Source organism: Streptomyces sp. NPDC001204, assembly GCF_053598035.1.
In genome coordinates, this window is sequence record NZ_JBSFJL010000038.1 from 16,664 (window position 1) to 41,214 (window position 24,551).

The following is a 24,551-nucleotide window of genomic DNA, read 5'->3' on the forward strand; positions in this document are numbered from 1 at the left end:
ACGTGACCTGCATCACATGAGGGTTGGATCTCGCCTTGTTTCACTCTTTCACCGCGAACTGAAGCGGCTGTTCAGAGGCACTCTTCGAGTTGCATTGCGGTTTCCTGGAGCAGTACCGGCCGACGCGCAGACGGCATATCGAGGCTTCTGGCACCTATTGCTCTGCGTCAAACGGTCATGCGAGTCTTCCCGACAATTCGACGCCGCAGGCTGTTTCGGATCCGGATCGGTGCTCGGCGAATGAGTGCTTCCGGCCACTGCAATCGCGCAACGCTCATATTGCGCTCTGTCAATGGCAGTCCACAACCTCCACCAGCCCACTCCACACCAAGGCGGATGATCATGTGCAACCTGTGCGGTCCTGAATCTCCTGCCGATGCCGGAAGCGGGGTCGCTCGGCGCTCCGTGCTGACCGCCCTCGGTATCTCTCCGGTGGTCCTCAGCCTCCCCGGCGCGACAGCGGCAGCAGCGGAAACCCGTACCGAGTCCTCGGGCCGGGGGCCCGGCAAGAGCTCGCCGAGTGCGCTCGAACTGGTGCTGCTGGGCACCAAGGCGGGTCCTCCGGTGGACCCGCTGCGAGCTGGGATCTCCACCGCGCTCGTCGTCGACGGCGCGACGTACGTGATCGACTGCGGGCGCTCGGCCGCCACCCAGTACGTGCGGTCCGGCCTCACGCTGGCGTCCCTGAGCGGTATTTTCATCACGCATCTCCACGCCGACCACGTTGCCGACTACTACAACTTCTTCCTGCTCGGTGGCAGCGTCCCCAACCAGGAGCACGACAACCTCACCCGCCCCGTCCCCGTCTACGGTCCCGGACCGGCCGGCGGGCTCCCGCCGAAGTTCGGTGGGGGACAGGCACCCACGGTCAACCCGGACAGTCCGACGCCGGGCCTGAAGGCACTGACCGACGACTGCCACGCGGCGTACGCCTACAGCACGAACGTCTTCCTGCGCGACATGGGTATCCAGGACATCCGGGCCCTTGCCGATGTGCACGAGATCGAGCTTCCAAGGGTCGGTGCCACATACGAGAACACCGCGCCCGCGATGAAGCCGTTCGTCGTGATGGAGGACGACCGCGTCAAGGTCTCCGCGATCCTGGTGCCGCACGGACCGGTGTTCCCCTCCTTCGCCTTCCGCTTCGACACCGACCACGGGTCGGTCACCTTCTCCGGCGACACGACGTACAGCGACAATCTGATCGCCCTGGCCAAGGGCTCGGACGTGCTGGTCCACGAGGCGATCAGCGTCGAGGGGCTCGACGCCCCGGCGGTCTTCGTGGACCACTTGCTGCAATCCCACGTCGAAGTACAGAAGGTCGGTCCGATCGCACAGCGGGCCGAGGTCGACATGCTCGTGCTCTCGCACATCTCCGAGGTCGCCCACAACCCGATCGACGCCCGGAAGTGGAAGAAGTGGGCACAGCGGGGGTACGGCGGCAAGGTGATCGTCGGCGAGGACCTTCAGCGGATCAAGCTGGCCTGACCCGGCCTGCCGAGGTCATCGGCCGGCCCACGACTTCCGACTCATAAGGCCCGGCCCGGTGCGACCGCTGATCGGGCGCACCGGGCCGGGCGACACAGGGGCTCAGATGATCGGGGTGGACACCGTGCCGATACCGTCGATGGTCACCTCGACCAGGTCCCCGGGCTTCAGATACCTCTGCGGCGTGCGAGCCCTCCCCACTCCACCGGGGGTGCCGGTGAGAATCAGGTCTCCGGGGTGCAGGGGCACCATGGTCGACACGTACGCGACCAAGTGAGCCGGAGTGAACAACAGGTCCGCGATCCTGTGCTCCTGGACCGGGGTGCCGTTGAGAGTGGTGCGGAGAACGGCGGTTGCGGGATCGAACTCGTCGGGCGTGGTCAGGACCGGGCCGACCGGAGTGGAACGTGCCCAGATCTTGCCCTGCAGCCACTCCGTCGTGCGGTACTGCCATCCCCGCATGGAGATGTCGTTGGCCACGGTGAAACCGGCGATGTACTGGCCCGCCTCTTCCTCACGCACCTTGTACGCGGTCCGTCCGATGACGACGGCGAGCTCTCCCTCCCAGTCCATCATCGGATCCTCCACCACGGCCGGCACCGCGTCAGCGGGGCCGGTCAAGGTGTCGGCGAACTTCGCGAAGAGGGTGGGATGGGCCGGAAGTTCGCGGCCCATTTCCTGAATGTGGCTCGTGTAGTTGAGGCCGGCGCACAGCACCTTCGACGGACGCGGTACGACGGTCCGCACATCGACGTCGCCCCTGCGGTGCCGGCGCCCGGTGGCGTTCCTCGCGATCCGCTGCCAGTCCTCGTCCGCCAGCAGGGAACCGACGTCGGCATGACCGGGGAGTTCGGTGAACTCATCACCGTCCAGGCGAGCTGCGCATGTCCCCTGGCGGGTGCGCACGGTTGCCAGTCTCACTTCATTCCTTTCCTGTTGCGCCGACGCCCTTGCCCGCGCCGGAACTCGCGCTCGGTCCGATGCCCCAGACGCCGACGGCCGCCGGCTCGGGAATCACCAGATCGAAGAACCCCCAGTGCGACCCGGCGGGCAGGGTGCCCGACAGCATCCGGCCGCACTTCTGCGTCACTATGTGCGAGGAGCCCCGGTGCTGGCTTCCGGCGTGGCTGTCGCGGAAGAACCGCTGCAACGTGCCGTTCCGCATGACCTGCGCGCCCGCGAAACGGTGCACGAGCTGACTGATCTCCAGCGCCGTCCGGGTGGCCAGGCTGCAGGCGAGCCGCGACATCGTCTCCTGCTCGTCGTTCAGCTGAGCTCCCGTCGCGAGCGTCGACTCGTTGTCGCGCCAGGTCTCACGCAGCAGGGCCACCGTGCCCCGGACATGCGAGAAGTGACGTGCGAACTCCGCGAAGAACTCGTCACTGGTGACCGGGGAGCCCTCGGAAGGGTCCTTGCGCCGGGTCAGGTCGCGCAGCTCGTCGAGCATGCGCCGTCCGACACCCTGGGACCAGGCCGCCTGGTGCAGGCCGGCCAGCAGGGCAGGGCTCACCCGGCTCATGCAACGGCCTCGTCGGGCGTTCTCCGGGCCGATGCCGAAGACGTACTTGTCCTCGACCCGTACCTCCTCGGCCCGGTAGTCGAGGCTCGCGGTCGCGCGCAGCCCCAGCATGTCCCAGTTGTCACTGATCCGCATGGCCGTCCGGGGAACAAGGCAGACCAGCCGCTCTCCCGTCCCTTCGACCGTCACCGCCAGATTGAGGTGGGTGGCCATCGACACCCCTGGGGCGAACTTCCAGACACCGCTCACCCGGTAGCCGCCGTCTTCCCGTACGGCGCGGCCGGTGAAGGCGGTCGACTGTCCCGCCACCAGCGGGTACGTGTCGTCGGCGAAGAGTTCGCCGACCGCCTCGTCACTCAAGTAGGCGGCCGCTGCCGCCGTTTCACTCGTCAGGGCGCGCACCAGCCATCCCAGCGATGCGTCGGCGTGCGACAGCTTCTCGATCACCTCCAGGATCTGCAGGGGGGAAGCCTCCAGGCCACCGAGTTCGGCCGGTACCATCAGCTTGAAGACGCCGCTGCCGCGAAGTGCGTCCTGTACCACCGGTGTCGGCCGCCGCAGACGCTCGCTGTCCTCGGCCTCGCTCTGCAGGAGTGGGTAGATGTCCGTCAATTCCGCGAGCAGTCTGCCCGTTTCCTCGTTCACCTGCGTATCGACCGTCATCGTCGGCCCCTCTCGGACTGTGCGCCCTCACCGGCGCTGCGCTCGGCGTTCTCGGCCAGAGCGCCCCACTGACCGCGGTAGAAGAGCAGGGGCCGGGTGTCGTCCTGCTGGCCGTAGGACAGCACACGCCCGAGCACGAGGACGTGGTCGCCGCCGTCGTACCCCGCCCACGGCGTGCACTGGAAGTACGCCAGCGAGCCGTTGATCCGTGGCGCCACGTCGTCGCCGACCCACTCGATGCGGTGGGTGTCCTGCGGCTTGCCCGCGAACTGCAGCGCGGTGGCGAGTTGGTTGTCCCCGAGCACGTTGACCGCGAAGGGCCGCTCGAGCAGGTAGGTCAGTGCGCGCGAGGTCCGCTGCATGGAGACGAGCACCAGGGGTGGGTCCAGGGACACCGAGGTGAAGGAGTTGACGGTGACCCCGTAGTAGCTGTCGCCGGACTGATAGGTGAGGACGACGACTCCGGTGGCGAAGTTCCCCAGCGTGTTGCGCAGCTGACGAGGATCGGCGAGCGGTGGTACCGCCGCGCTCGACGCGAGTGTCCTGGCGTCAGCGGCTTTCTCATAGATCTCCGAGTCCCACATGATCTCGGTCATCCCGAAGCCTCCTGGATGAATCGTGGGTCCCGTCCTGGGACAGGGCCGGGGTAGGGGGGCCGGCAGCCACGTGCCGTGGCTGCCGGCTGCGGGGTCAATGGGCCTCTTCGAGGGCTTCCTCGCCCGCGACGAACGTGGTGCCGGTGCCTTCGGGCAGCCAGTTCCGCAGCATCGGGTAGACGGCGAGCGCCAGCACGAAGGACACCAGGAAACCGAGGGCGAAGACGTCGGTGGCCATCAGGACGATGCCGACCGCGGCGGACAGGACCAGCGTGACGACTCCGGCCCAGTTCCACTTCTCGACCCGGTGGGTCGCGCTGTCGAACCGCGCCCGGCGCACCAGGTAGTAGTCCGCGATCATCACACCGCACATGCCGAGCGTCATGGCGCCCAGGTACGCCAGGTACTGGGTGAACTTCTCCAGGATTCCGGCGGCGATCATCACCAGGGCGATGATGTTGCCGACGACGACCATCGCCGCCCGGCCCGGCTTTCTGCCGGTGAGGGAGTCGATCAGGTTGACCAGCGAGAGCGATCCGGAGTAGGCGTTGATCGCCTGCGCCTTGGCCTGGGCCGCGTAGATGGTGACGAAGCCCATCCAGCCCGCGAAGATGACGAAGAAGGCACCCGTGTTCTGCATGACGAACGCGTTGCCCGCGGCACCGGCCGTCTCCGGGCTCATGCCCTTGTTGTGGGCCATCAGGTAGCCGATGACCTGGGGCATGCCGCCGATCACGACGAGGGAGCCCAGGATGGTCATGACGATGTTCTGGGTGACCGGGCCGGCCACGGCCAGGACCGTCACGTCGCGCCGCGTGCGGCAGTAACGCGCGAAGTCCGTCGTGACCAGGGCGATGGTTCCCGCCGTGGCGCCCATGACCGAGACCGCGGACTCGAATCGCGGCCACAGGCCTCCGGGAACGACTCCCGCGTAGGCGAAGACGTCCATGGGGTCGGCGCCCTGGATCACATAGATGTCCACGATCATGTAGATCGTGACGAGCAGCGTGACGGCGATCAGGACGCCGGTGGCGCGCAGGGCGAGTTTGATGCCGAAGATGGCGAGCCCGATCCACAGCAGCGTCATGCAGCCGTAGATCAGGATGCGCCATCCCCACGAATCGGGCAGGCCGAACATCAACAGCGTGCCCTGGTAGAGGAGGGCGGCCTCGACGGCGAGGAAGCCGAGAATCATGAACGCGAAGACGATCGAGCCGATCGCCGAGCCCTTGAAGCCGAACCCGAAGAACCGGGAGGTGATGGTGCTCGACATACCGGTTTCGAAGGCCATCCGCCCCAGGGCCTTGCCGAGGCCCACCGCGAAGGCCGCGACGAGGACACCGACGATCAGGCCCACGGTGAAGCCGGCGAGTACCACGGTGAAGCCGGCGATGGCGAAGACGACGAGGGCGGTGGCGACGCTGACCGGGCTGAGGGCGAGTTGGTAGCCGCTCCTGCGCTCTGCCAACGGCACGCTGACCAGGGCATGGTCTTCCGCCGCGGCCGCCAGTGCCGAATCAGCCGGTCTGGGATTCCTGGTGTATGAAGACACGGTGGTTCCTGTCCTTGTGAGAAATGCGGCGCCTGCGGCGGAACTTCCATGACCGGACCCGCCCGATGTGGCCGCGAGGGATCAGTCCGCGCTGCAACCCGCTACGGCGATGGCCTCGATTTCGAGGAGGATCTCCGGCTTGGCGAGGGCGGAGACCTCGACCAGCGTGCAGGCGGGGAAGTCGCCGGAGAAGAACTCCTGACGGGCCTTCCACACGTCGGCGTTGTCACCGATGTCCGTGACGTAGATGGTCATTTTGACGATGTCGTCCATGACCGCGCCGGCCGCCTCGACCAGGTCCTTGATCTTCTGGAAGACGACCTTGGCCTGTTCGTAGGAGGTCTCGCCGAGGACGGTCTCCCTGTCCTGCCCGCGGGCGGTCATTCCGGAGACCATGATGAGTTCGTCGATCCTCAGGCAGTTCGACCACATCTTGTCCGCCGGCTCCCGCACGGCGGCGGAGTAGATACGCTGCTTCTTCATCGCTGTTGTCCTCAGAGGTCGATGCGGTTGTCCCACGCGGACGTTCCGCCCCAGTTCACGCATACACTCTGACGGCGCATGAATCCCTTCCAGGCGTCCGAACCGGCTGTACGACCACCGCCGGTCTCCTTTTCGCCGCCGAAGGCGGAACCGACGTCGGCACCCGTCGTGCCCATGTTGACGCGCACGATTCCGCAGTCACTGCCCCGAGCCGACAGGAACGTTTCGATGTTGGTCAGGTTCGTGCTGTGCATGCCCGAGGCGAGACCCTGGGCGACACCGTTGTGGATCTCGATGGCCTCCTCGAGATCGTCGTAGGTCAGCACGGAGACGATGGGCACGAAGGTCTCCGACTGGGCGATCTCGAAGTGCGGTTCGACACCTGTGACGATGGCCGGCTCGACGTACAAGCCCGGGCGGTCGATCACGTTGCCGCCGTACGCCACGGTGGCGCCCTGACGTTCGGCACGGGCGAGGACCTGCTTGTAGTCCTCCACCGCACGCTGGTCGATCAGCGGGCCGACCACGGTGTCCGGGTCGCGCGGGTCGCCGATGGAGATCTGGTCGAAAGCCTTCTTCAGCAGCTCGACCAACTCGTCCGCGATGCTCGCGTGCGCGATGACACGGCGGGTGCTCGTGCAGCGCTGTCCGGTCGTGCCGACCACGCCGAATGTCAGTGCCTTGGCGGCGAGTTCCAGGTCGGCGGTCTCGTCGACGATGCAGCCGTTGTTGCCCGAGCACTCCAACTGGTACCGGCGGCCCAGCGTCGAGCCGACGATCTCGGCGACCTTGCGCCCCACCGGCGTGGAACCGGTGAACGAGATCATGGCGACACGGGTGTCGGAGACCATCCTCTCGGCGACGGCGTTGTCGTCGGGGATGAACAGGGAGAACACCCCCTCGCAACCCATCTCCGCCGCCGCCCTGTTGACCAGCTTCTGCACGGCGATGGCGGTCAACGGCACCTTGGGGCTCGGCTTCCAGATCACCGTGTTGCCGGCGATCGCGGAGAGGAACCCGTTCTGCGCCCAGACGGCGGCCGGGAAGTTGTACGCGCTGATCAGCCCGACGACGCCCAGCGGCAGCCACTGGTCGTACATGCGGTGCTCGGCACGCTGGGACTGCTGGGTGAAGCCGTACATCATCCGCGCCTGGCCGGCGGCCAGCGTCGACATGTCGACTGCCTCGCGGAGCTCGCCCTTGGCCTCCATCGTCGACTTGCCGGTGTCCAGCGAGACGACAGCGGCCAGACCTTCCAGATTCTCCTCGATCAACTGGCCGATCCGGCGCACGAATTCACCACGCCGCGGCGGCGGTACCATCCGCCACTTCTTCTGTGTCTCGACGGCGGCGGCCACGAGCGTCTCGTAGTCCTGTGCGTCCGAGGCCGCGATCCGGCCCACGACCTCGCCGTCTGCGGGACACTGCGCCTCGATGACCGGGCGGAACTCGACGGCTCCCCAGCCGAGCGAGTCCGCGTAGGTGCCGGAGTGCACCTGGTCCAGGCCGAATTCAGCCAGCACCTTGCCGGCGTCGAACAGAGTCTTGGTGGTTTCGTTCATCATCGCCTTCCATCAACGTCGCGAGTTCGGCAGGAATACGTCGGACGGGTCCGCACCTCACCCCTTGGCAAGGAAGTCGCCGATCGTTTCGTCCGTGTGGTATTCGGGCTTCTCGTAGTAGTGCGGGCCGTCGTAGATCTCGATCAGCACGCTGCGCTCGTGCGCCAGAGTCGGACCGTGCGGATGGTCCTTCGGGTTCATGTAGAACGACCCGGGACGCAGCCGGAGACCGGAGTCGGTGTACTCGTAGTCGCCCTCGAGGCAGTACATGAACTGGTTCGAGGCGTGCGTGTGCTTGGTCGGGATGGTGCCGCCCCGCTGGTACTCGAGGAGGGCGATGCTGGCGCCGGTGTCGGGGTTCTTGTAGAGGAAGTACTGACGGAACCCGTAGTCGGGATAGTCGATCCAGTCCTCGTCCTTGAGGTCGGCGGCATGGATCAGGACCTCGAGCGACTTCATGGTCGCGGGGTTGATGTCCACTGTTCACTCCCATCCGGGGCGGCCTGCTGCCACCCACGTCTCGTATTCCTGGCGGCTCTCGGGTGTGGCGGGAAACAGGCCGAAGAGGGGCCGGCCCCGCTCGAGTTCACGAGCCGCGAACTCCTCGTACGCGGTGGCGTCGGCGGCTTGCGCGGCGACCTCCGGAGCCAGTTCACGGGGAATGACCACGACGCCGTCGCCGTCACCGAGCAGCACATCGCCGGGGTAGACCGCCACTCCGCCGCACCCGACGGGTTCGTCGAGAGCGACCGGATGCAGGGCGATGGGGGTCGCCCGGGGCGCGTTGTCCCGCTGGTAGCACGGCAGGCCCGTCCCCTTGATGGCCTCCGAGTCCCGGTAGCCGCCGTCGGTGACCACGCCGGACACACCGCGGTGCTTCAGGCGCGCCGCCATCATGTCGCCCATGGACGCGGCAGCCGTGCAGCCGAACGCGTCGATCACGAGCACCGCGCCGGGCGGGCACTCCTCGATCGCCCGCCGGTGCAGGTTGTCGCTGCTCGAGTAGGTGGCGAGGCTGTCGAGATCCTCGCGTGCGGGGATGAACCGCAGGGTGTAGGCCGGGCCCACCAGCGCCTGCTGGCCGGCCGCCAGCGGCCGCACCCCGGCCATGATCACGTTCCTCAGGCCGCGCCGGAGCAGCATGTTGGCCACGGTGGCCGAGCCCGCCCGCGTCAGCTGCGCCCGGACCGGCTCGGGCAGTGGTCCGGCGAGGTCCGCGCTCGCTGCGGCGGTCACTGGAAGAACTCCAGGGGCGGGCGGTTCCCCCACTGGGTGGTGTCACTGGCGGTGCCGTTGAACTTGGTCGGCCGGTGGGTGCGGTCGACGACGTCGCCGTCGGTGTAGTGCTCGATGCGGAAGCCGAAGGGGTCCTTCCAGTAGTCGAAGATCTGGCTGCCGAGCAGGTGGCGGCCGACTCCGACGTCGAGGGAGTATCCCTGCTGGATGAGGTAGTCGTGCGACGACATGACGGCGTCCATGTCGGTGACCTCGAACGCGCTGTGGTGGATTCCCGCCCAGTCCGACTGCAGGACGAGCATGAAGTGGTGGTCCACGAGCTGCTCGCCCAGGTCCAGCCGGACGAAGGTGCCGACGACAGGCCCCTCCTCGCCCGGCGGGACGAAGTAGTCGGAGGGAAGGAAGTTGAAGCGTTCGTTGAGCCAGGCCATGGTCTCGTCGTGGTTCTTCACATGAAGCACGAAGTGACCCAGGCGGGCGATGGTGCACGGCGCGACGGGCTGGCGGACGGCGGCGTTCACCCGGTTCTTGTCGCGGATGTTGTTCATCGCGAAGGGTTCCCGGTCCGGGATCGGTTCGGCCTTGCGCCGGCCCGAGACCGCCCGGATCTCGAAGCCGTCGGGCGTGGTCATCGCGACCTCGTGGCCGCCGCCGGGCTCCGTCGACTCGCGGACCGGGGACGACCCCGGCATCGCGGCGAGCTCGACGAGGTCGTCGTAGGTGGCGACTTCGATCGATGCGCCGACGAAGCGTTGTCTGTCGCCCTTGCGGGTCACATGGATGTGATGCTGGGTGCCCGTTCCCCGCATGTACAGGGTCCGGTCGTCGCTGCCCTCGGCCGGCACCATGCCGAAGGCTGTCAGGAACTTCTCCATCACCTCGAGATCCGGTGCCTCGTAGGTGACTTGGGCAGCATCAATAGCCGTAGCCACGGGTCCTCCTGGGGTGGGTGAGAGCACGGCGACGAGTACGCTCGGGCGCCGCCGAATGGCCGGGGCTCCCTCTCGGCAGGGAGCCGCACGGGGCCGTCAGCCCTTGAGAATGCTGACGTCGTCGGGATTGCGCAGGTCCGGAACCGTCCAGCCGTCCAGGTCGTACTCGTCCATGGCGCTCTGCGCGAATTCCTTGCAGTAGTCGAGCAGACCGCTGCCCCGTGCGCCGAACAGGTTGGTCTGACGCGTCACGTCGTTGCTGCCGATGTAGTTGATCTCGTACAGCTCGTGACGGGCTCCGAACTCCGTACCGATGGAGTCCCAGAGCATCTTCATGACCTTGACGCGCTCCTCGGCGTCGATGCCCCCGGTACCGCGCAGGTAGGTGTCCAGATAGCCCCGGATCTCCGCGGTCTTGAAGTCGTTGGCGTGGGAGTTGAGGTAGATCAGTCCGCTGGCCACGACCTGCTCGATGATGTTCTTGATCTTCGGCATGGCCAGCTGGTTCATCACGCGGTAGGCGCCGGCGAACTGCGGGTCGGGCTGGATCATGCCGCCCTTCCACGGCACCGCGCTCTTCGCCATCGCGTCCGACAGCGCCCAGAAGGTGTTGCGCCAGGCGATGACCTCGCCGAGCTGGGACATGACGCCGTGGAACGAGCCGGCCCCGGTGACATCGAGGGCGCGGGACAGCATGCCGACGAGGAAGTCCATCTTGACGGCGAACCGGGTGCACCCGTGCAGGGAGGCGCGCTCCAGGTAGCCCGAGTGGATGTTGTACTTGTTCGCCTGTTCCAGGTCGTTGTAGATGAACGCGTTCTCCCACGGGATGAACACGTTGTCGAGGACCAGGATCGCGTCGTTCTCGTCCAGTCGGCTCGACAGCGGGTAGTCGAACGGGCTGCCCAGCACCGAGGCGCGGTACTCGTTCGAGGTGCGGCAGAGCAGCTTCACGCCGGGAGCGTTGGTGGGCGTGATGAACACCGGGGAGAAGGCCGGGTCCTGCACGGCGACCTGGCCCACGTGACCGACGAAGGTGTGGTGCGTCAGGGCGGACCCGGTGGCCACCACCTTGGCGCCGGTGACGTAGAAGCCGGCGTCGGTCTCCTTGGTGACCCGGATGAACACGTCCTTGCCCGCGTCCGGCCCGAGGCCGCGGTCGACCGGCGGGTTCATGATGGCGTGGTTGATGTACCAGGTCTTCTCCTGGGCCTTGCGGTACCAGTTGCGCGCGTTGTCCTCGAAGCCCCGGTAGAACTCGGCGTTGGCGCCGAGAGTGCCGAGGAAACAGCCCTTGTAGTCGGGAGAGCGGCCCATCCAGCCCCAGGTGATCCGCTGCCACTCGGCGATGGCGTCCCGGGCGGCCACCTGCTCCTCGACGCTCTTGGGGGCCTGGTAGAAGCGGTGGGTGAAGCCTCCCCACTCCGTGGGCGCGGTGAGGATGTCCTTGCGCGCGGGGTCGTGCAGAGCGTCGTACATGCGAGCGATCATGCGAGCGGAGTTGCGGAAGGCGGGGTGTTCGGCGACATTCTTCACCCGCTCCCCGTAGATCCAGACCTCGCGGCCGTCGTTGAGGCTTTCGAGATATTCATCTCCGGTAAAGGGGAGATACTCACGGCCGGCAGGGCTCTGTGCCGACTGATTCGCGTTTCCCGCCGTCATTGACCGGCCCCTTCTTGTCGTTCACGGAACCGGGCCGAGCCATCGGTTCGTGCAGTCAAGGCGCGGGCAGCAATCGCACGAGACGTTTTCTCTCATCGATACGGCCCGCGCCGTCGAATTGCCGGGAAGACTGACACGGCCGCACGGCACGGGCAATAGAAAGCGGAAGGGCCCAACGACGCTCGAGTGCGTCGGCCACCGATCTCCGGTCCGATCGGCACTCGAGCCGGAAACTGCCTCTGAGCAGGCATTTCAAGCGTTGGCGCGCGTTCCGCAGCGGAGTGGATACCGGTTCGAATGTGACGCACATCACAAGGATTTGGCGGTCGATCACAGGAGTGTGCTCTTGATTTCACCCACCCTTTCCATATAGGGCGCAGCAGGAGGGTGCATAGTTCCGCGTATGGCTGCTCTCACCGCCCGAGCGCGCGGCGATGCTCGGCAACGGTCCGAGTGGCCTGCAGCCAGCGATCCATGAGTGGGGTAATCTCTCCTCCGCGCTTCCACAGCAGGGTCGCCTGCATGGACCGGAGCCATTCCGGGGGGTCGAGAAGCGCCACCGAATCACTCGATCCGGCAATGCGCTCGGTCACGAGCGCGACACCCAGCCCGGCGGCAACGAAGGCCACTGCCGTCTGTGGCGTGGAAACCTCGATGACCTCGAAGGAGTCGTCACCCGACAAGGCTTTCTCCGCGGCGTCCGGCATACCCCAGAACGCGGAAAGCCGGGACGGCAGGATCCACCGGCCCCAGCCCTTGCCGTCAGGACGGGATTCCATGGCGCGATACCTTGGCACGGCGAGCTTGACATTGATGTCGATGATGGGGCACCAGTCACAGCCCTCGGCGACGAATCTGGCGAATTGCGTGGACCCGAACGGGACGCAGCCCATGTCCAGATCGCCGGACAGAACACCCTGAACAATGAGGTCGGGAGTGACATCGGCCAGTGTGACGCGCGCCTTGGGGGCCTGATCGAGGAACTCCGCCAGTACGTCCGCGATGATTTCGTTGATGACCATGGGTTCCACGCCGATGTGCAGATCGCCGATTGCGCCCCCTCCCATCAATTTCAGCGTCTCCACGACTCGGTTCCGGTCCGCTATCAGACGTTCGCCCCTGGAGAGGAGGTGAAGGCCCGCCTGGGTGGGGTGCACGCCTTTCGCGGTTCGCTCGAGGAGGCTCACTCCGAGCTCGCGCTCCAGCTTCGCGATGGCGTGACTCAGCGGCGGCTGCGTCATGTGCAGATTCTTGGCGGCCTGTGAAACCGAGCCGGCCTCGACGACGGCTTCGAAGTACTCGAGTTGGCGAAAATCCATGCCCTCTGGATGTCACGACTTCTGCGGAATGTCAACAGATGAGCAACCGGCTTGGGGGAGGGTGTGGTCGTACGAAGTTGTGGGAGCGGCGTTCTTACGTTCAGGTCGATCCGGCCCGCTACGGCGTGCCGCGGGCCGAAGCGGCCCGGGCCGGTCCGACCGCCGCCGTTATTGAACAGCCGCCATCCCATTCACCGCCGAACGAATTCCGGTGCCGGGCAGGAAGAGGAACGGGCACGGCTCAGTGCCGCCGAGCCTCAGCCGGTGGGCCACCTCGGGTGTGGCAGCGGCACGGATCCGCGTTCACGGGTCGGGGCAGTTCTCGACCGTCCCTTGGGAGTGCGGAGCCACCGCAGGTTCTCATCGGTGACGAAGCGCTGGCTAGCGTCGCCTGGAGAGAGTCACGACGGGGGAGGACCGAAGGACCTTGCCCCGACTGTCCAGCGCCTTTACCTGGAAGTACGGCCCGCGGTCGTTCGTCGTGACGGCGGTCTCGAATCCGGACCGAGGGACGTGTCGGGCGACGACCGACAGGGAGCCGGGGGTACGTCCGGCCAACACCCGCCATGCTCTGGTCTGCGTCGAGCCGTTCCGGGAGGCGTAGACGACGCGCGCCCGCCGGCGGACCGTGCGGCCGCGCTCGGTGGGTAGTACGGCATGCCGATCCACTCGTTCCGAAACGCTCGGTACGAGATGTCGGCGCCGGGCAGCCTCGCGTCGTAGAGCAGGTTCCGTGAGGCGCTGCCCCCGGTGTTCCCCGCACCCGCGTACTCCGAGTAGTACGGGCTCTGGGCCCCATCCGATGAACTCGTTGCCGTTGAAAAGGGCCTGGGTGTTCCCCTGGGTCGGTGACTCCAGCGGCGGCTGGTAGTAGCTGCGGTGCACGGTCGCCTTACGGCTGCGGAAGTCGAGGTCGAGGATCAAGCCGTGCGACCGCTGTTCGGGGCGCCGTCGGGCAAGTCGCAGCAGCCAGCCGTCGTCGAACATGCTGATCCGGTTCCCCGGCCGGAACCGGGCATCGTGCTGCCAGTAGAAGTCCGCGTTCGGACCGAAGGTGAAGTCGCTTTTCTTTCCTCCGATCTGATAGCGGATCCTGCCGGACTTCTTTGAGACGTCGTAGATGGCCCACATGTTCCGGGCCGAGATCAGCAGCCGGCCGTCAGGACCCTCGTCGACCGAGTTGATGTGAAAGGCGAGTGGGTGTCGTAGATGCAGTAGCACCCGCCCGGTTCCGGCGCCCCGGCCGGCAGGTTCGTGTACGCCGGGGGAAGCGCCAGGGTGCCCTGCCACCAGGTCAGCACCGGCTGTCCCCGGTCCCTACGGCCGTCGTAATACGTCTGGACCTTGAAGTCGGCGTTCTGCAGGTTCGTTGGAGGGCAGTGGGCGGAACCAGATCGGATCACCTGAGTTGTCGACGGTTCCCCGGCGGCGGCACGGAACCGCGCGCCGGGCCGGGGCGGGTCGTGAGGGGCGCGGCTCGTCAGGCCGAGCGGGTGGTCTCCTCGTGGAGCACGGGGTGGGCGAAGGGGAGGCCGGCGGTGTAGCGGGCGAGTTCGTCCGCGGCGGCTGCCGCCATGCGGTGGAGTTCGCCGCCGAGGGAGCCGGCGACGTGCGGGGTGAGGAGGACGTTGGGCAGGTCGTACAACGGGGAGTCGGGGGGCAGGACTTCGGGGACCGTGACGTCGAGAACCGCGTTCAGGCGGCCGGTGAGGAGTTCGTCGACCAGGGCGTCCTGGTCGACGAGGGAGCCACGGGAGGTGTTCACCAAGGTCGCGTCGTCGCGGAACAGCGCGAGCCGGCGGCGGTCGATGAGGTGCCGGGTGGCGGGGAGTTCGGGGGCGTGGACGGTGACCACGTCGCTGGCCGCGCACAGCTCGTCCAGCTCCACCGAGCGGGCGCCGAGGAGTTGGGCCTCCGCCGCGTCCACGTAGGGATCGTGCAGGAGCAGGTCGAGGTCGTGCGGGCGGAGGAGTTCCAGGACGCGACGGCCGATGCGCGAGGCGCCGACGACGCCGACCGTACGCCGGTAGTTCCCGACGTGAGGGTAGGCGGCCAGCCAGTCGTGCTCGACGCCGCGCCGGGCGCGGTAGTCGTCCCGAATGCGCAGCAGTTGCTTGTTGGCGAGGAGGATCACCGCCACGGTGTACTCGGCGACGGGCAGGGCGTTGGCCCAGGCCGCCGAGGTGACCTGGATCCCGCGCCGCCAGCAGGCGTCGGTGATGTGGTGCTTGACCGATCCGGCGGCGTGGATGACGGCTCGCAGAGCGGGCGCCTTGGCGAGGACGTCCTCGTCCAGCGGCGGGCAGCCCCAGCTGCTGACGATGACCTCGGTCTCGCGCAGGGCGGCGGCGGCCCGCGGGTCGCCGAAGTCGTCGACGACGAGGGCCGGGTCGAGGTCGGCGAGCGTGGTGAGCCGGTCCAGGGTGGCGCGGTCGATCAGCCGGCCGGCGAGATCGGCGTGCATGGCCAGCAGGGTGCGTGGACGCCGCCGTCCGGAGGCGGCCGGGTTCGGCGACGCGGCTGGTGCGGTCGGGGGGTTGGACACTCGGTTCTCCGGTACGGGTGTGGCGGGGGCGGACGTCACTTGACGCTTCCCGCGGTCAGGCCGGCCTTCCAGTGGCGCTGCAGGGCGACGAAGGCGATGACCAGCGGGACGATGCCGAGCAGGGAGCCGGTGACGACCAGCGGGTAGTACTCGGGGAAGGCGTGGGTCTGGGTGTTCCAGCTGTACAGGCCGAGACTGAGGGGGAACAGCCGGTTGTCGGAGAGCATCACCAGGGGCAGGAAGAAGTTGTTCCAGATGGCGGTGAACTGGAACAGGAAGACGGTGACGAGTCCGGGCATCACCATCCGCAGCCCGACCGACCAGAACGTCCGCAGCTCGCCGGCGCCGTCCATACGGGCGGCCTCCAGCACTTCGCCCGGTACGTATCCGGCGCAGAAGACACGCGCCAGGTAGACGCCGAAGGGATTGACGAGGCTGGGGACGAACACGGCCCAGAAGGTGTTGACGACGCCCAGCTTGGAGGCCAGCAGGTACATCGGCAGCGCGAGCGCGGTGGTGGGCACCAGCACGCCGAGCAGGACGAGCCCGAACAGCTTCTCCTTGCCGGGGAAGCTGTAGACGTGGAAGGCGTACCCGGCGCAGACGCACACGAGCGCGCACAGCAGGGCGCCGATCCCGGCGTACAGCAGGGAGTTGGCGTACCAGCGGAAGTAGATGCCGTCGCCGGCCGTGGCCAGGGCGTGGAGGTTGGCGCCGAGGTGCCAGGTGGAAGGGGTGAGGGTACGGCCGCCGAGCAGGTCGCCGGTGTTCTTGGCGGCGGCGGTGAGCAGCCAGGCGAGCGGCAGCAGGGTGTAGGCGGTGGCCAGTACCAGGGCGCCGTTGACGGCGGCCCTGGACAGCGACCAGGGACGGCCCTTCACACGTGCGGCGCCGGGCTGTGCGGTGGCGGTGGTCATGCAGCGGCCTCCGTGGCGGGCTGGGGCCGGTCCTCGCCCCGGGTGCGGGTGGCCCGGGTCACGACGAAGGAGAGCGCGGCGGCGGCCAGCGCCAGCAGGACCGAGGAGGCGGCGGCCAGGCCGTAGTCGTGCCGCTCGAAGGCCGCGGTGTAGGCGTACATGTTGGGGGACCAGGTGGAGACGACGCTGGGTGTGGTGCCGTGCAGGATCATCGGCTCGGTGAACAACTGGAGGGAGCCGATGACGGTGAACAGGCCGACGACCGCGAGCGAGGAGCGGATCAGCGGGATCTTGACGCTGAGCGCCGTGCGCAGCGGCCCGGCACCGTCGACCACGGCGGCCTCCAGGACCTCGCGCGGGATGGCCTGCAACGCGGCGAAGAAGATCACCATGTTGTAGCCGGTCCACTCCCACACCGCCATGTTGACGACGGCCGGCAGCGGGTGGCCCAGCAGGTCGGCGTGGGCGCCGAGCGAGTCCAGGGCGCCGATCACCGGGCTGATGCCGGGCGTGTAGAGGTAGATCCAGACCAGGGTGGCGATGGTGCCCGGCACCGCGTGCGGCAGGAACAGGGCGAGCTGGAAGAACCGGCGCGCCTTGACCAGGGCGGAGTCCAGCAGCAGGGCCAGCACCAGCGCCAGGATCATCATCAGCGGGATGTAGAGCAGGCAGTACTGCACCAGGTTGAGGAAGCCGCCGCGGAAGGCCGCGTCGCCCAGTGCCCGGGTGTAGTTCCCGAGGCCCGTGAAGACGGTCTCGCTGCCACCGAAGCCGAGGCCCGAGCGGTGCTCGGCGTAGAGGCTGAGGTAGACGGCGTAGCCGACCGGCACCAGCGTGGCGCCAGTGAAGAGCACGAAGAACGGCGCGAGCAGCACGGCGGGCGCCCCGCACCGCCGCCGCCGGACGGCAGCGGTACGCGAGGGCGCGGCGGAGGCCGTGCGGGTGGCCGTGGGAGCGGTTGGGGTCACGGCGCGGAGACCTTCAGACCGCGGTTCTTCAGCTCGGCGACGGTGTCCTTCTGTGCGGCCGCGAGGGCCTGGGCGATGGTGCCGGATCCGGAGGAGAGCTTGCCGAAGGAGTCCTTCAGGGAGTTGTTGGTGACGCCCATCGCCGGACCCCAGGTCCACTTCTGCTCGATGGACCCGGCGGCGCTCTTGTAGACGCCGTAGATGTCCTGCCCGCCGTAGAAGTCGGCCTTGAACGCCTTCGCGGCCACCGGCACCAGCGCGGGGTCGGCCGGGAAGGCGGAGGAGTCGCCGGAGGAGATCCGGGCCTGGATGCCCTGGGCGGTGGTAGTGGCCCAGGTGGCGAACTCGACGGCTGCCTCCGCCTTCTTGCTGTCCTTGGAGACGGCGAAGGTGGTGCCGCCGAGCATGCCGCTCGCGGGGGTGCCGTTCCAGGACGGCAGCGGGGCTACGGCCCACTTTCCGGCCTGGTCCTTCGGAAGGGTGCCCTTCAGCACGCCGCCGCCCCAGGACGCCCCCAGGTAGCCGGCCGTCTGGCCCTTCTGCAGCGAGGCGGTCCACTGCTGGCTGAACGAGGGCTCGACTCGGACCAGGTCGTCGTTGATCATCTTCTGCCAGTAGTCGGCGACCTTCTTCGTCTCGGGCGCCTCCAGGCTCACCTGCCAGGTGTCCCCGGCGGTGCCGAACCACTGGGCGCCCGCCTGCCAGGCCATCGCCTCGAAGGTGGTCGGGTCGTCGGGGAAGAACGTGGCGATACGGCTGCCGGGTTCCGCCTTCTTCAGCTTCTCGGCGGCCGTGCGGAACTCGTCCCAGGTCGTGGGCACTTCGATGCCCGCCTTGTGGAACAGGTCCTTGCGGTAGTAGAAGGCCTGCGGGGCGGCGTCCAGCGGCAGCGCGTACGTGGCACCGCCGAGAGTGGTCAGCTGCACCGCCTGCGGCAGGTACTTCGCCTTCAGGTCGGCGCCGACGTACTTGCCGATGTCCTGAACGGCCCCCTGGCTGACGAAGTCCGGCAGCTGCGGGTACTCGACGTTGAACACGTCGGGGGCGTTGTGGGCCTTGACCGCGTTGGAGAGCTTCGCGTAGCCGCCGGCCGAACCGGAGGGGATCTCCTCGTAGCTGACGTGCACGTCCTTGTGGGAGGCGTTGAAGGCGTCCACCACCTGCTGGGTGCCCTTCGCCCAGCCCCAGAACGTGATGTCGACGGGCTTGCCCGAGCCGGACGCCGGGCTGTCGTCGTCGCTGCCGCAGGCGGCGAGGAGGGTGGCGGACAGCGCGGCGGCGGTGAGCGCGGCGGCGGCGCGGAGGGCTGTGCGACTGCGGGTGGGGGCAGCGGACATGGCTCGGCTCCTGGGAGACGGGACGGGTGAAGTGTGCCCGGTGCGGAGCCGGCGGCGGCGAGGCCGGCCGGGCTCCGGGGCCGTCGGGCCCGGGTACCGCACATCTTGGGAACGCTTCAGATCGAAGTCAATACCTTTCGATCGAACGATCTAATATGATCAGGAAAGAAGGGGGTGCGGAACTTGGATATTCTGCGGATTCGTGGCGTTGGTGAGGTGTGGACACCCCCTGTTCAGATCATTCGATCGATTGCATTGACGATCGATCGGGTGACTTCTAGATTCGGCACCCCGAGCAAGGAGCCCCGCCATGCCGCGCACGTCCCTCCCACCCGAGGACCGCTCGCTCAGCCCGTACACGGGCTGGACTCGCGCCCACTGGGAGGCCGTGGCGGACAGGCTGCTCACCGCGGCGCTGCGGCACGCCGGGCCCGGCCACGCCCTGATCGCGCTGCCCGGCCCGCGCCCGAGCTGGTCCGGCCCGCGGTCGGACGCGCTGGAGGGCTACGCCCGCACCTTCCTGCTGGCCGCCCTCCGCGTCGCGGGCGCCGACGGGCAGGACCCGCTGCGACTGCTCGACCGGTACGCCGAGGGGCTGGCCGCGGGAACGCGGTGCCCCACCGGGGAAAGGGAGCTGACCGGTCGCGACCCGGTCGCCTGGCCGGCGGTCACCGACCGGGGACAGGCCATGGTGGAGGCGGCCTCCGTCGCGCTCGCCCTCCGTCTGACCCGGCCCTGGCTGTGGGACCGCCTCCCCGCACGGACCCGCACCCGCGCCGCCGACTGGCTCGCGGGCGCACTGCGCCACACCCCCGTCGACAACAACTGGTGGCTCTTCCAGGTCACCGTCGGCGGATTCCTCGCCGAGACCGGACACCACACCGAGGCCGCCGAACGCGCCGTCGCCCAGGGGCTGTCCAGGATCGAGCAGTGGTACCTGGGCGACGGCTGGTACACCGACGGACGGCCGCGCGCCGTCGACCACTACAACGGGTGGGCCTTCCACCTCTACCCCGTCCTGCACGCCCACCTGACGGACGACAGGCGGCTGCTCGACCGCTACGGCACCCGGCTCGCCGCCCACCTCGGGCGGTACGCGCACACCTTCGGCGGCGATGGCGCCCCGCTGCACCAAGGCCGTTCGCTCATCTACCGGTTCGCCTCCGCCGCCGCACCGTGGGCCGGCGCCCTGACCGGCCACACCCCGCTGAGTCCGGGCACCACACGACGGCTGGCCTCCGGCACCCTGCGCCACTTCATCGACCACGACGCCGTGGACGACGACGGCCTGCTCACTCTCGGCTGGTTCGGTTCCTGCCCCGCGCTGGTGCAGCCGTACTCGGGCCCCGCCTCGCCGTACTGGGCGAGCAAGGGCTTCCTCGGCCTGCTGCTGCCGCCCGGCCACCCCGTGTGGACGGCCGTGGAGGAACCCGCACCGGCCGAGCGCGGCGACGCCGTGGTCCCGGTGCGCGGAGCGGGCTGGCTGATCCAGTCCACGGCCGCCGACGGACTCGTACGCGTGCACAACCACGGCAGCGACAACCAGCCGGCCGACGAAGTCCTGCCGGACGACCCGCTGTACGCGCGCCTGGCGTACTCCACCGCCACCGGACCGGCCTTCGAGGGCCCCGCCGACAACCACTTCGCGCTGCTGGACGGCGGCGAGGCGAGCGAGCGCGGACCGATCGTCCCGCTCGGCACGGGACCCGGCTGGGCGGCCTCCGCCCACCGGCCCCGCATCGGAGGGGCCGCACTGCCGGGCGTCGGCGTCACCTCCCTGGTGCTCGCCGCCGGAGTCGAGGAGATCCACGCGCACCTGGTCACCGGCGCCCCCGGCGGGACCGGGGTACGGCACACGGGATGGGCCGTGGCCGGGAGCGCGGTGGAGACGGCTGTGACCGGCGGCGGAGCACGGGTACGGGTCACCGGGTCCGCGCTGGTCTCCGAGGCGGTCGCCCTGCACGGCCTGGACGCCGCCACGACCGAACCCGTGCCTGCGGGCACCGCGTTCGGGCCCGCGGCGGCGGTCCCGGTGCTGACCGGCGCGGTCACGGGGGAGGAGTGCCTGTTCGTCGCGGCGGTGCGGCTGAGCGGAGCCGGGACCGAGCCGCCGGCCGCGCGGGTCGCGGTGGAGGCCGCCCCGACGGGCCACAGGCTGCACGTCCACTGGCCGGACGGCAGCCGCAGCGAGGCCCTCATCCGCGCGGACGAGGTGACCGTCACCTCCGACGAGGACTGATCAAATTAATGAGCAATAGATCAGTAATGTATCGAACGCTAGACTCGTGGTGAGTCAGATCAGGGAGAAGGGGACCGTCATGTCGATCGCGGCTGACGAGCGCCGGACGCGGATCCTCGAGATCGTGCGCAAGCTCGGCACGGTCCGGGTCACAGACCTCGCGGCCCGTCTGGACCTCCCGGCGGTCACCGTGCGCCGGGACGTGGCGACCCTCGCCGAGACAGGCCTGTTGCGCCGCTCGCACGGCTCGGTCTCGGTACCGGACGAGCGAGCAGGCGCCGAGGCCGACGCCCGCACTCTCGGCCTGATCGTGCCCACGGTGAGCCACACCGTCAGCCAGTACTTCGACGAGGTGATCGCCGGGGCGCGCGCCGCAGCCGCCGACGCCGGAGCCCACTTGGTGCTCGGCATCTCGTCCTACGACCCCGGCGCGGACCGCGGCCAAGCGGAACAACTGCTCAAGTCGGGCGCCGAGGGGCTCATGCTCACACCCAACTGGATGTCCACGAGCAACCCGGACGACCGCCTCTGGCTCAACGAACTGCCGGTCCCGACCGTGCTGGTCGAACGCCGGGCCGCCGTCGGCACGGCCGCCGCGGAACTCGACTCGGTCAGCTCCGACCACCATCACGGCGTGCTGCTCGCCCTGCGCCACCTGGCCGCGCTCGGCCACGACACCGTCGCCCTCGCCGCCCGCCGAGACACCTGGACGGCGCTGAAAGTACGCAGCGGTTACGCCGAAGGCTGCGCCACCCTCGGCCTGACACCGCAGCCGGTGATCGACATCGACGATCCGGCCACGGCCCCCGAGCGAGTGGCCGGCCAACTGGCCGAGGCCGTCGCCCGGGGCGTGCGAGCCGCGCTCGTGCACAACGACCAGGACGCCATCCAGCTTCCGGCACTGCTGCGCGCACGCGGCCTGTCCGTCCCCGAGGACCTGGCGCTGATCAGCTACGACGACGTCTTCGCGGCCCTCGGTGCCCCGCCGCTGACCGCCGTGGCCCCGCCCAAGCGGGCAGTCGGCGCCGCAGCCGTCGACCTGCTGCTGAGGCGGCTGCGGCACGGCTCGGCCCTCCCGATCCACCGGGTGGAACTGCTCCCCGAACTGAAGGTACGTGCCTCCTGCGGCCGTCAGGGCACCGCCTGAGCTCCTGCACCGCCTGGAGCACGTGACTTCTGAGGCCGGACCGTCCGCCGCCCCGGCGAGCTCACGCGATGTGGGAGAGCCCGCCGGGGCGGTGGGCCGCGGGTCAGCCGATCCGGCCCGCGAAACGGTAGCGGAAGCCGTCGGCCGCGGTGACGACCACGTCGTAGTAGCCGTCCTGGTCGGTCGGCCATTCCACGACCGCGGGCTTGCCCTGACCGACGTACACCGTCTTGTGGCCGCCCTCGTAGTCGTTGGCCGCCAGGGCGAAGCGGACCTGGTCGCGTCCACCGCTGGACATCTGGAGCCGCAGCGTACGGTGGCCGGGCACGAGTTCGGCCTCGACCTGCGGAACGGCGCCGGCGTTCCGGCCGCCCGGGACGACGCTTCCGGCGAAGGACCGCACGAACCGGTCGGGGCCGTAGACGCTGAAGGCGTACTTCCCGTCCGTCGTCGCGGTGTCCCACACGTAGCGCTTGGCGCCGTCCTTGGTGACGGTGAACGGCGTCGCCTCGAAGTCGCGGTAGGCGTCCGGGAACACCTGCATGCTCACACCCCGCGCACCCTCGTTGGTCAGGGTCGCGGTGACCTTGCCGCTGGAGCGGTCGACGGCCACGGTGGCGTGCTGCTGGTACGGCACGGGCCTCGCCTTCAGCCGGCCGGACGGCGGCACGGGCATCGACTGCTGCCCCGTTGCCGGTATCGCCTTGGCGATCGACGGCAGCGTCCGGTCGTGCTCCGCGGCCGCGACCAGCACGTCGACCGACGGCAGGTCGGGCAGTGAGGTGTCGGCCGAGGAGAAGTCGATCGCCGAGGTCAGGTCACCGCACACCGTCCGGCGCCATTCGCTGACGTTCTCACAGAGCGCCGGCTTGCCCAGGCTCGTGGTCCAGTGCTCCAGGAACTGGATGAGCGAGGTGTGGTCGAACACCTCCGAGGACACCCAGCCGCCGCGCGTCCACGGCGAGACCAGGATCATCGGCACCCGCGCGCCCGGGCCGATCGGCAGCCCCTGCACGAATTCGCCCTCCGTGCCGGGCTCCGGCAGCGGCGCCTGCACGTGGTCGAAGTAGCCGTCGTTCTCGTCGAAGGTGAGGATCAGCAGCGTGGACTTCCACAGTTCCTCGTTCTCCTGCAGCGCCTGGATGACCCGGTCGGCGTACACGGCGCCGTAGTCGGGAGCGCCGGCCGGGTGCTCGGACCACAGGTACGGGGCGACGATCCAGGAGACCTCCGGCAGCGGCCGCTCCGCACCGGGCTGGCAGGCGTCGATGAAGTCCTTGAGGACGTAGTCGACGTTCTGGTTGGAGTTGGGCCCGGTCGGCTTGGTGTGCGTCTGCAGCACGTTGCCGCGCGCGAGCAGCCCGTCAGGAGAGGTGTCGGCACCGGACTGCGCCGGGTTGAACGACGCGAAGGAGCGTACGGTGTTGTCGGTGTAGTCACCGAGCCAGTTGCTGTCGGTGTCGTTGTTGACGTAGATCTGCCAGGACACCCCGGCCTTCTGGAGGGCCTCGGGGTAGGTCTCCCAGGTGTACCGGTAGCCGTAGTCCCCGCCGTTGTTGATGGCCGGTCCTTGGCTCGCGCCGGTCGGGTCGATGCCGCCGGACCACATGTAGATGCGGTTGGGGCTGGTGCTGGTGGCGATCGAACAGTGGTTGTGGTCGCAGACCGTGTATGCGGACGCCAGGGCGTACTGCCAGGGAATGTCCTCGCCGGTGAAGTAGCCCATGGTCTGCTCGCCCTTGGCGGCGATCCAGCCGTTGTTCTTGCCCATCGCCCAGGCGTTGTGGCCGTCCGTCCAACCGTGCGGCAGACCACCCGCGTTCTGCGCGTTGTACTTGCCCGTCTCCAGACGGAAGGGCAGCAGGTGTCCGCCGTCGGTGCGCTTGGCGTCCGGCTGCTGGAAGACGGTGGTGCCGTCCGGGTACCGCAGGGCCTGCTTGTCGCCGAAGCCGCGGACACCGGGGAGCATGCCGAAGTAGTGGTCGAAGGAACGGTTCTCCTGCATAAGGATCACCACGTGCTTGAGATCGGCGATCGTGCCGGTGAATCCCGTGGCGACCGCTGCCGAATCGGCCGGCGCGGCCGCGGCCTTGCCGGTGCCCGCCGCCGTGAGGCCGGTGGTCGCCGCGGCCGTCGCCGTCGCCGCGGCCGCCTGCAGCAGCCGGCGCCGGCTCATGCCCGAGCGGAAGAGGGACGCGGGAACACCTCGCGGGATGCGACCGGTTGTGCCGGCCAGCGAGCCGTCGGGGTTGGTCTCGGGAAGGTGCTCGGTGGGCTCGTCGGCATGCGACATGCGAATGATCCTTTCGATGTGGCACTCGGACCGGAGCACGGCAGCAGCGCGGGCCGACGGCCCCTCGGGGCAGGGGTGACCGGTAGCGGCAGC

Annotated in this window: 20 protein-coding genes; 3 read left to right on the forward strand and 17 right to left on the reverse strand. The window is 68.7% G+C overall.

Annotated features, from left to right (window positions below; translation table 11 throughout):
• The first annotated feature begins 405 nt into the window (after window positions 1-405).
• Window positions 406-1,488, forward strand: coding sequence for an MBL fold metallo-hydrolase (locus ACWC91_RS35350; RefSeq protein WP_450643673.1), 1,083 nt, complete (start codon window positions 406-408; stop codon window positions 1,486-1,488).
• Between the two features lie 102 nt (window positions 1,489-1,590).
• On the opposite strand, the gene ACWC91_RS35355 is transcribed toward ACWC91_RS35350, so the two are convergent.
• The 16 genes from ACWC91_RS35355 to ACWC91_RS35430 all read right to left on the reverse strand — a co-directional run bounded on the left by ACWC91_RS35355 (window position 1,591) and on the right by ACWC91_RS35430 (window position 18,779).
• Complete coding sequence (locus tag ACWC91_RS35355; RefSeq protein ID WP_225077489.1) at window positions 1,591-2,409, reverse strand: fumarylacetoacetate hydrolase family protein; 819 nt, start codon at window positions 2,407-2,409, stop codon at window positions 1,591-1,593.
• A 1-nt stretch (window position 2,410) separates the two neighbouring features.
• Window positions 2,411-3,670, reverse strand: coding sequence for an acyl-CoA dehydrogenase family protein (locus ACWC91_RS35360; protein ID WP_450643672.1), 1,260 nt, complete (start codon window positions 3,668-3,670; stop codon window positions 2,411-2,413).
• Window positions 3,667-4,266, reverse strand: a complete 600-nt coding sequence (locus ACWC91_RS35365; RefSeq protein ID WP_225077487.1) for a flavin reductase family protein — start codon at window positions 4,264-4,266, stop codon at window positions 3,667-3,669. The genes ACWC91_RS35360 and ACWC91_RS35365 overlap by 4 nt, the downstream gene beginning before the upstream one ends.
• Window positions 4,267-4,360: 94 nt before the next feature.
• Window positions 4,361-5,740, reverse strand: a complete 1,380-nt coding sequence (locus ACWC91_RS35370; protein ID WP_281154395.1) for a purine-cytosine permease family protein — start codon at window positions 5,738-5,740, stop codon at window positions 4,361-4,363.
• Window positions 5,741-5,899: 159 nt separating this feature from the next.
• Complete coding sequence (locus tag ACWC91_RS35375) at window positions 5,900-6,301, reverse strand: RidA family protein (protein WP_450643373.1); 402 nt, start codon at window positions 6,299-6,301, stop codon at window positions 5,900-5,902.
• Between the two features lie 11 nt (window positions 6,302-6,312).
• Window positions 6,313-7,866, reverse strand: coding sequence for an aldehyde dehydrogenase family protein (locus ACWC91_RS35380; protein WP_450726199.1), 1,554 nt, complete (start codon window positions 7,864-7,866; stop codon window positions 6,313-6,315).
• A gap of 54 nt (window positions 7,867-7,920) precedes the next feature.
• Window positions 7,921-8,343, reverse strand: coding sequence for a cupin domain-containing protein (locus ACWC91_RS35385; protein ID WP_281154397.1), 423 nt, complete (start codon window positions 8,341-8,343; stop codon window positions 7,921-7,923).
• A gap of 3 nt (window positions 8,344-8,346) precedes the next feature.
• Window positions 8,347-9,099, reverse strand: coding sequence for an RraA family protein (locus tag ACWC91_RS35390; protein ID WP_281154398.1), 753 nt, complete (start codon window positions 9,097-9,099; stop codon window positions 8,347-8,349).
• Window positions 9,096-10,031, reverse strand: coding sequence for a VOC family protein (locus ACWC91_RS35395; RefSeq protein WP_450643374.1), 936 nt, complete (start codon window positions 10,029-10,031; stop codon window positions 9,096-9,098). Before ACWC91_RS35395 ends, ACWC91_RS35390 begins: the two co-directional genes overlap by 4 nt.
• Before the next feature lie 96 nt (window positions 10,032-10,127).
• The gene (locus ACWC91_RS35400; protein ID WP_281154399.1) at window positions 10,128-11,693 is read right to left on the reverse strand and encodes a 4-hydroxyphenylacetate 3-hydroxylase N-terminal domain-containing protein; all 1,566 of its coding nucleotides are present in this window, start codon (window positions 11,691-11,693) and stop codon (window positions 10,128-10,130) included.
• Between the two features lie 413 nt (window positions 11,694-12,106).
• Complete coding sequence (locus ACWC91_RS35405) at window positions 12,107-13,012, reverse strand: LysR family transcriptional regulator (RefSeq protein ID WP_141365204.1); 906 nt, start codon at window positions 13,010-13,012, stop codon at window positions 12,107-12,109.
• A gap of 381 nt (window positions 13,013-13,393) precedes the next feature.
• Window positions 13,394-14,233, reverse strand: a complete 840-nt coding sequence (locus ACWC91_RS35410) for an arylsulfotransferase family protein (RefSeq protein WP_450643376.1) — start codon at window positions 14,231-14,233, stop codon at window positions 13,394-13,396.
• 259 nt (window positions 14,234-14,492) lie between these two features.
• Window positions 14,493-15,476, reverse strand: coding sequence for a hydroxyacid dehydrogenase (locus tag ACWC91_RS35415; protein ID WP_225077478.1), 984 nt, complete (start codon window positions 15,474-15,476; stop codon window positions 14,493-14,495).
• Between the two features lie 116 nt (window positions 15,477-15,592).
• Window positions 15,593-16,474, reverse strand: coding sequence for a carbohydrate ABC transporter permease (locus tag ACWC91_RS35420; RefSeq protein ID WP_225077477.1), 882 nt, complete (start codon window positions 16,472-16,474; stop codon window positions 15,593-15,595).
• The gene (locus ACWC91_RS35425) at window positions 16,471-17,442 is read right to left on the reverse strand and encodes a carbohydrate ABC transporter permease (protein WP_374113982.1); all 972 of its coding nucleotides are present in this window, start codon (window positions 17,440-17,442) and stop codon (window positions 16,471-16,473) included. The genes ACWC91_RS35420 and ACWC91_RS35425 overlap by 4 nt, the downstream gene beginning before the upstream one ends.
• Window positions 17,439-18,779: an ABC transporter substrate-binding protein gene (locus tag ACWC91_RS35430; RefSeq protein ID WP_450643379.1), complete on the reverse strand. Its 1,341-nt coding sequence runs from the start codon at window positions 18,777-18,779 to the stop codon at window positions 17,439-17,441. The genes ACWC91_RS35425 and ACWC91_RS35430 overlap by 4 nt, the downstream gene beginning before the upstream one ends.
• 310 nt (window positions 18,780-19,089) lie before the next feature.
• Between ACWC91_RS35430 and ACWC91_RS35435 the strand changes: the two genes are divergently transcribed.
• Together ACWC91_RS35435 and ACWC91_RS35440 are read left to right on the forward strand one after the other, a co-directional pair.
• Window positions 19,090-21,018 (forward strand): DUF2264 domain-containing protein, encoded by a 1,929-nt coding sequence (locus ACWC91_RS35435; RefSeq protein WP_450643380.1) that lies wholly within the window; start codon window positions 19,090-19,092, stop codon window positions 21,016-21,018.
• Window positions 21,019-21,097: 79 nt separating this feature from the next.
• Entirely contained in the window at window positions 21,098-22,165 is a 1,068-nt protein-coding gene (locus ACWC91_RS35440; RefSeq protein WP_225077474.1) for a LacI family DNA-binding transcriptional regulator, read from the forward strand.
• Window positions 22,166-22,268: 103 nt separating this feature from the next.
• Here the strand turns inward: ACWC91_RS35440 and ACWC91_RS35445 are convergent, their stop codons facing one another.
• On the reverse strand, window positions 22,269-24,458 hold the full coding sequence (locus ACWC91_RS35445; RefSeq protein WP_225077473.1) for a phosphocholine-specific phospholipase C: 2,190 nt from the start codon (window positions 24,456-24,458) through the stop codon (window positions 22,269-22,271).
• Window positions 24,459-24,551 lie beyond the last annotated feature (93 nt).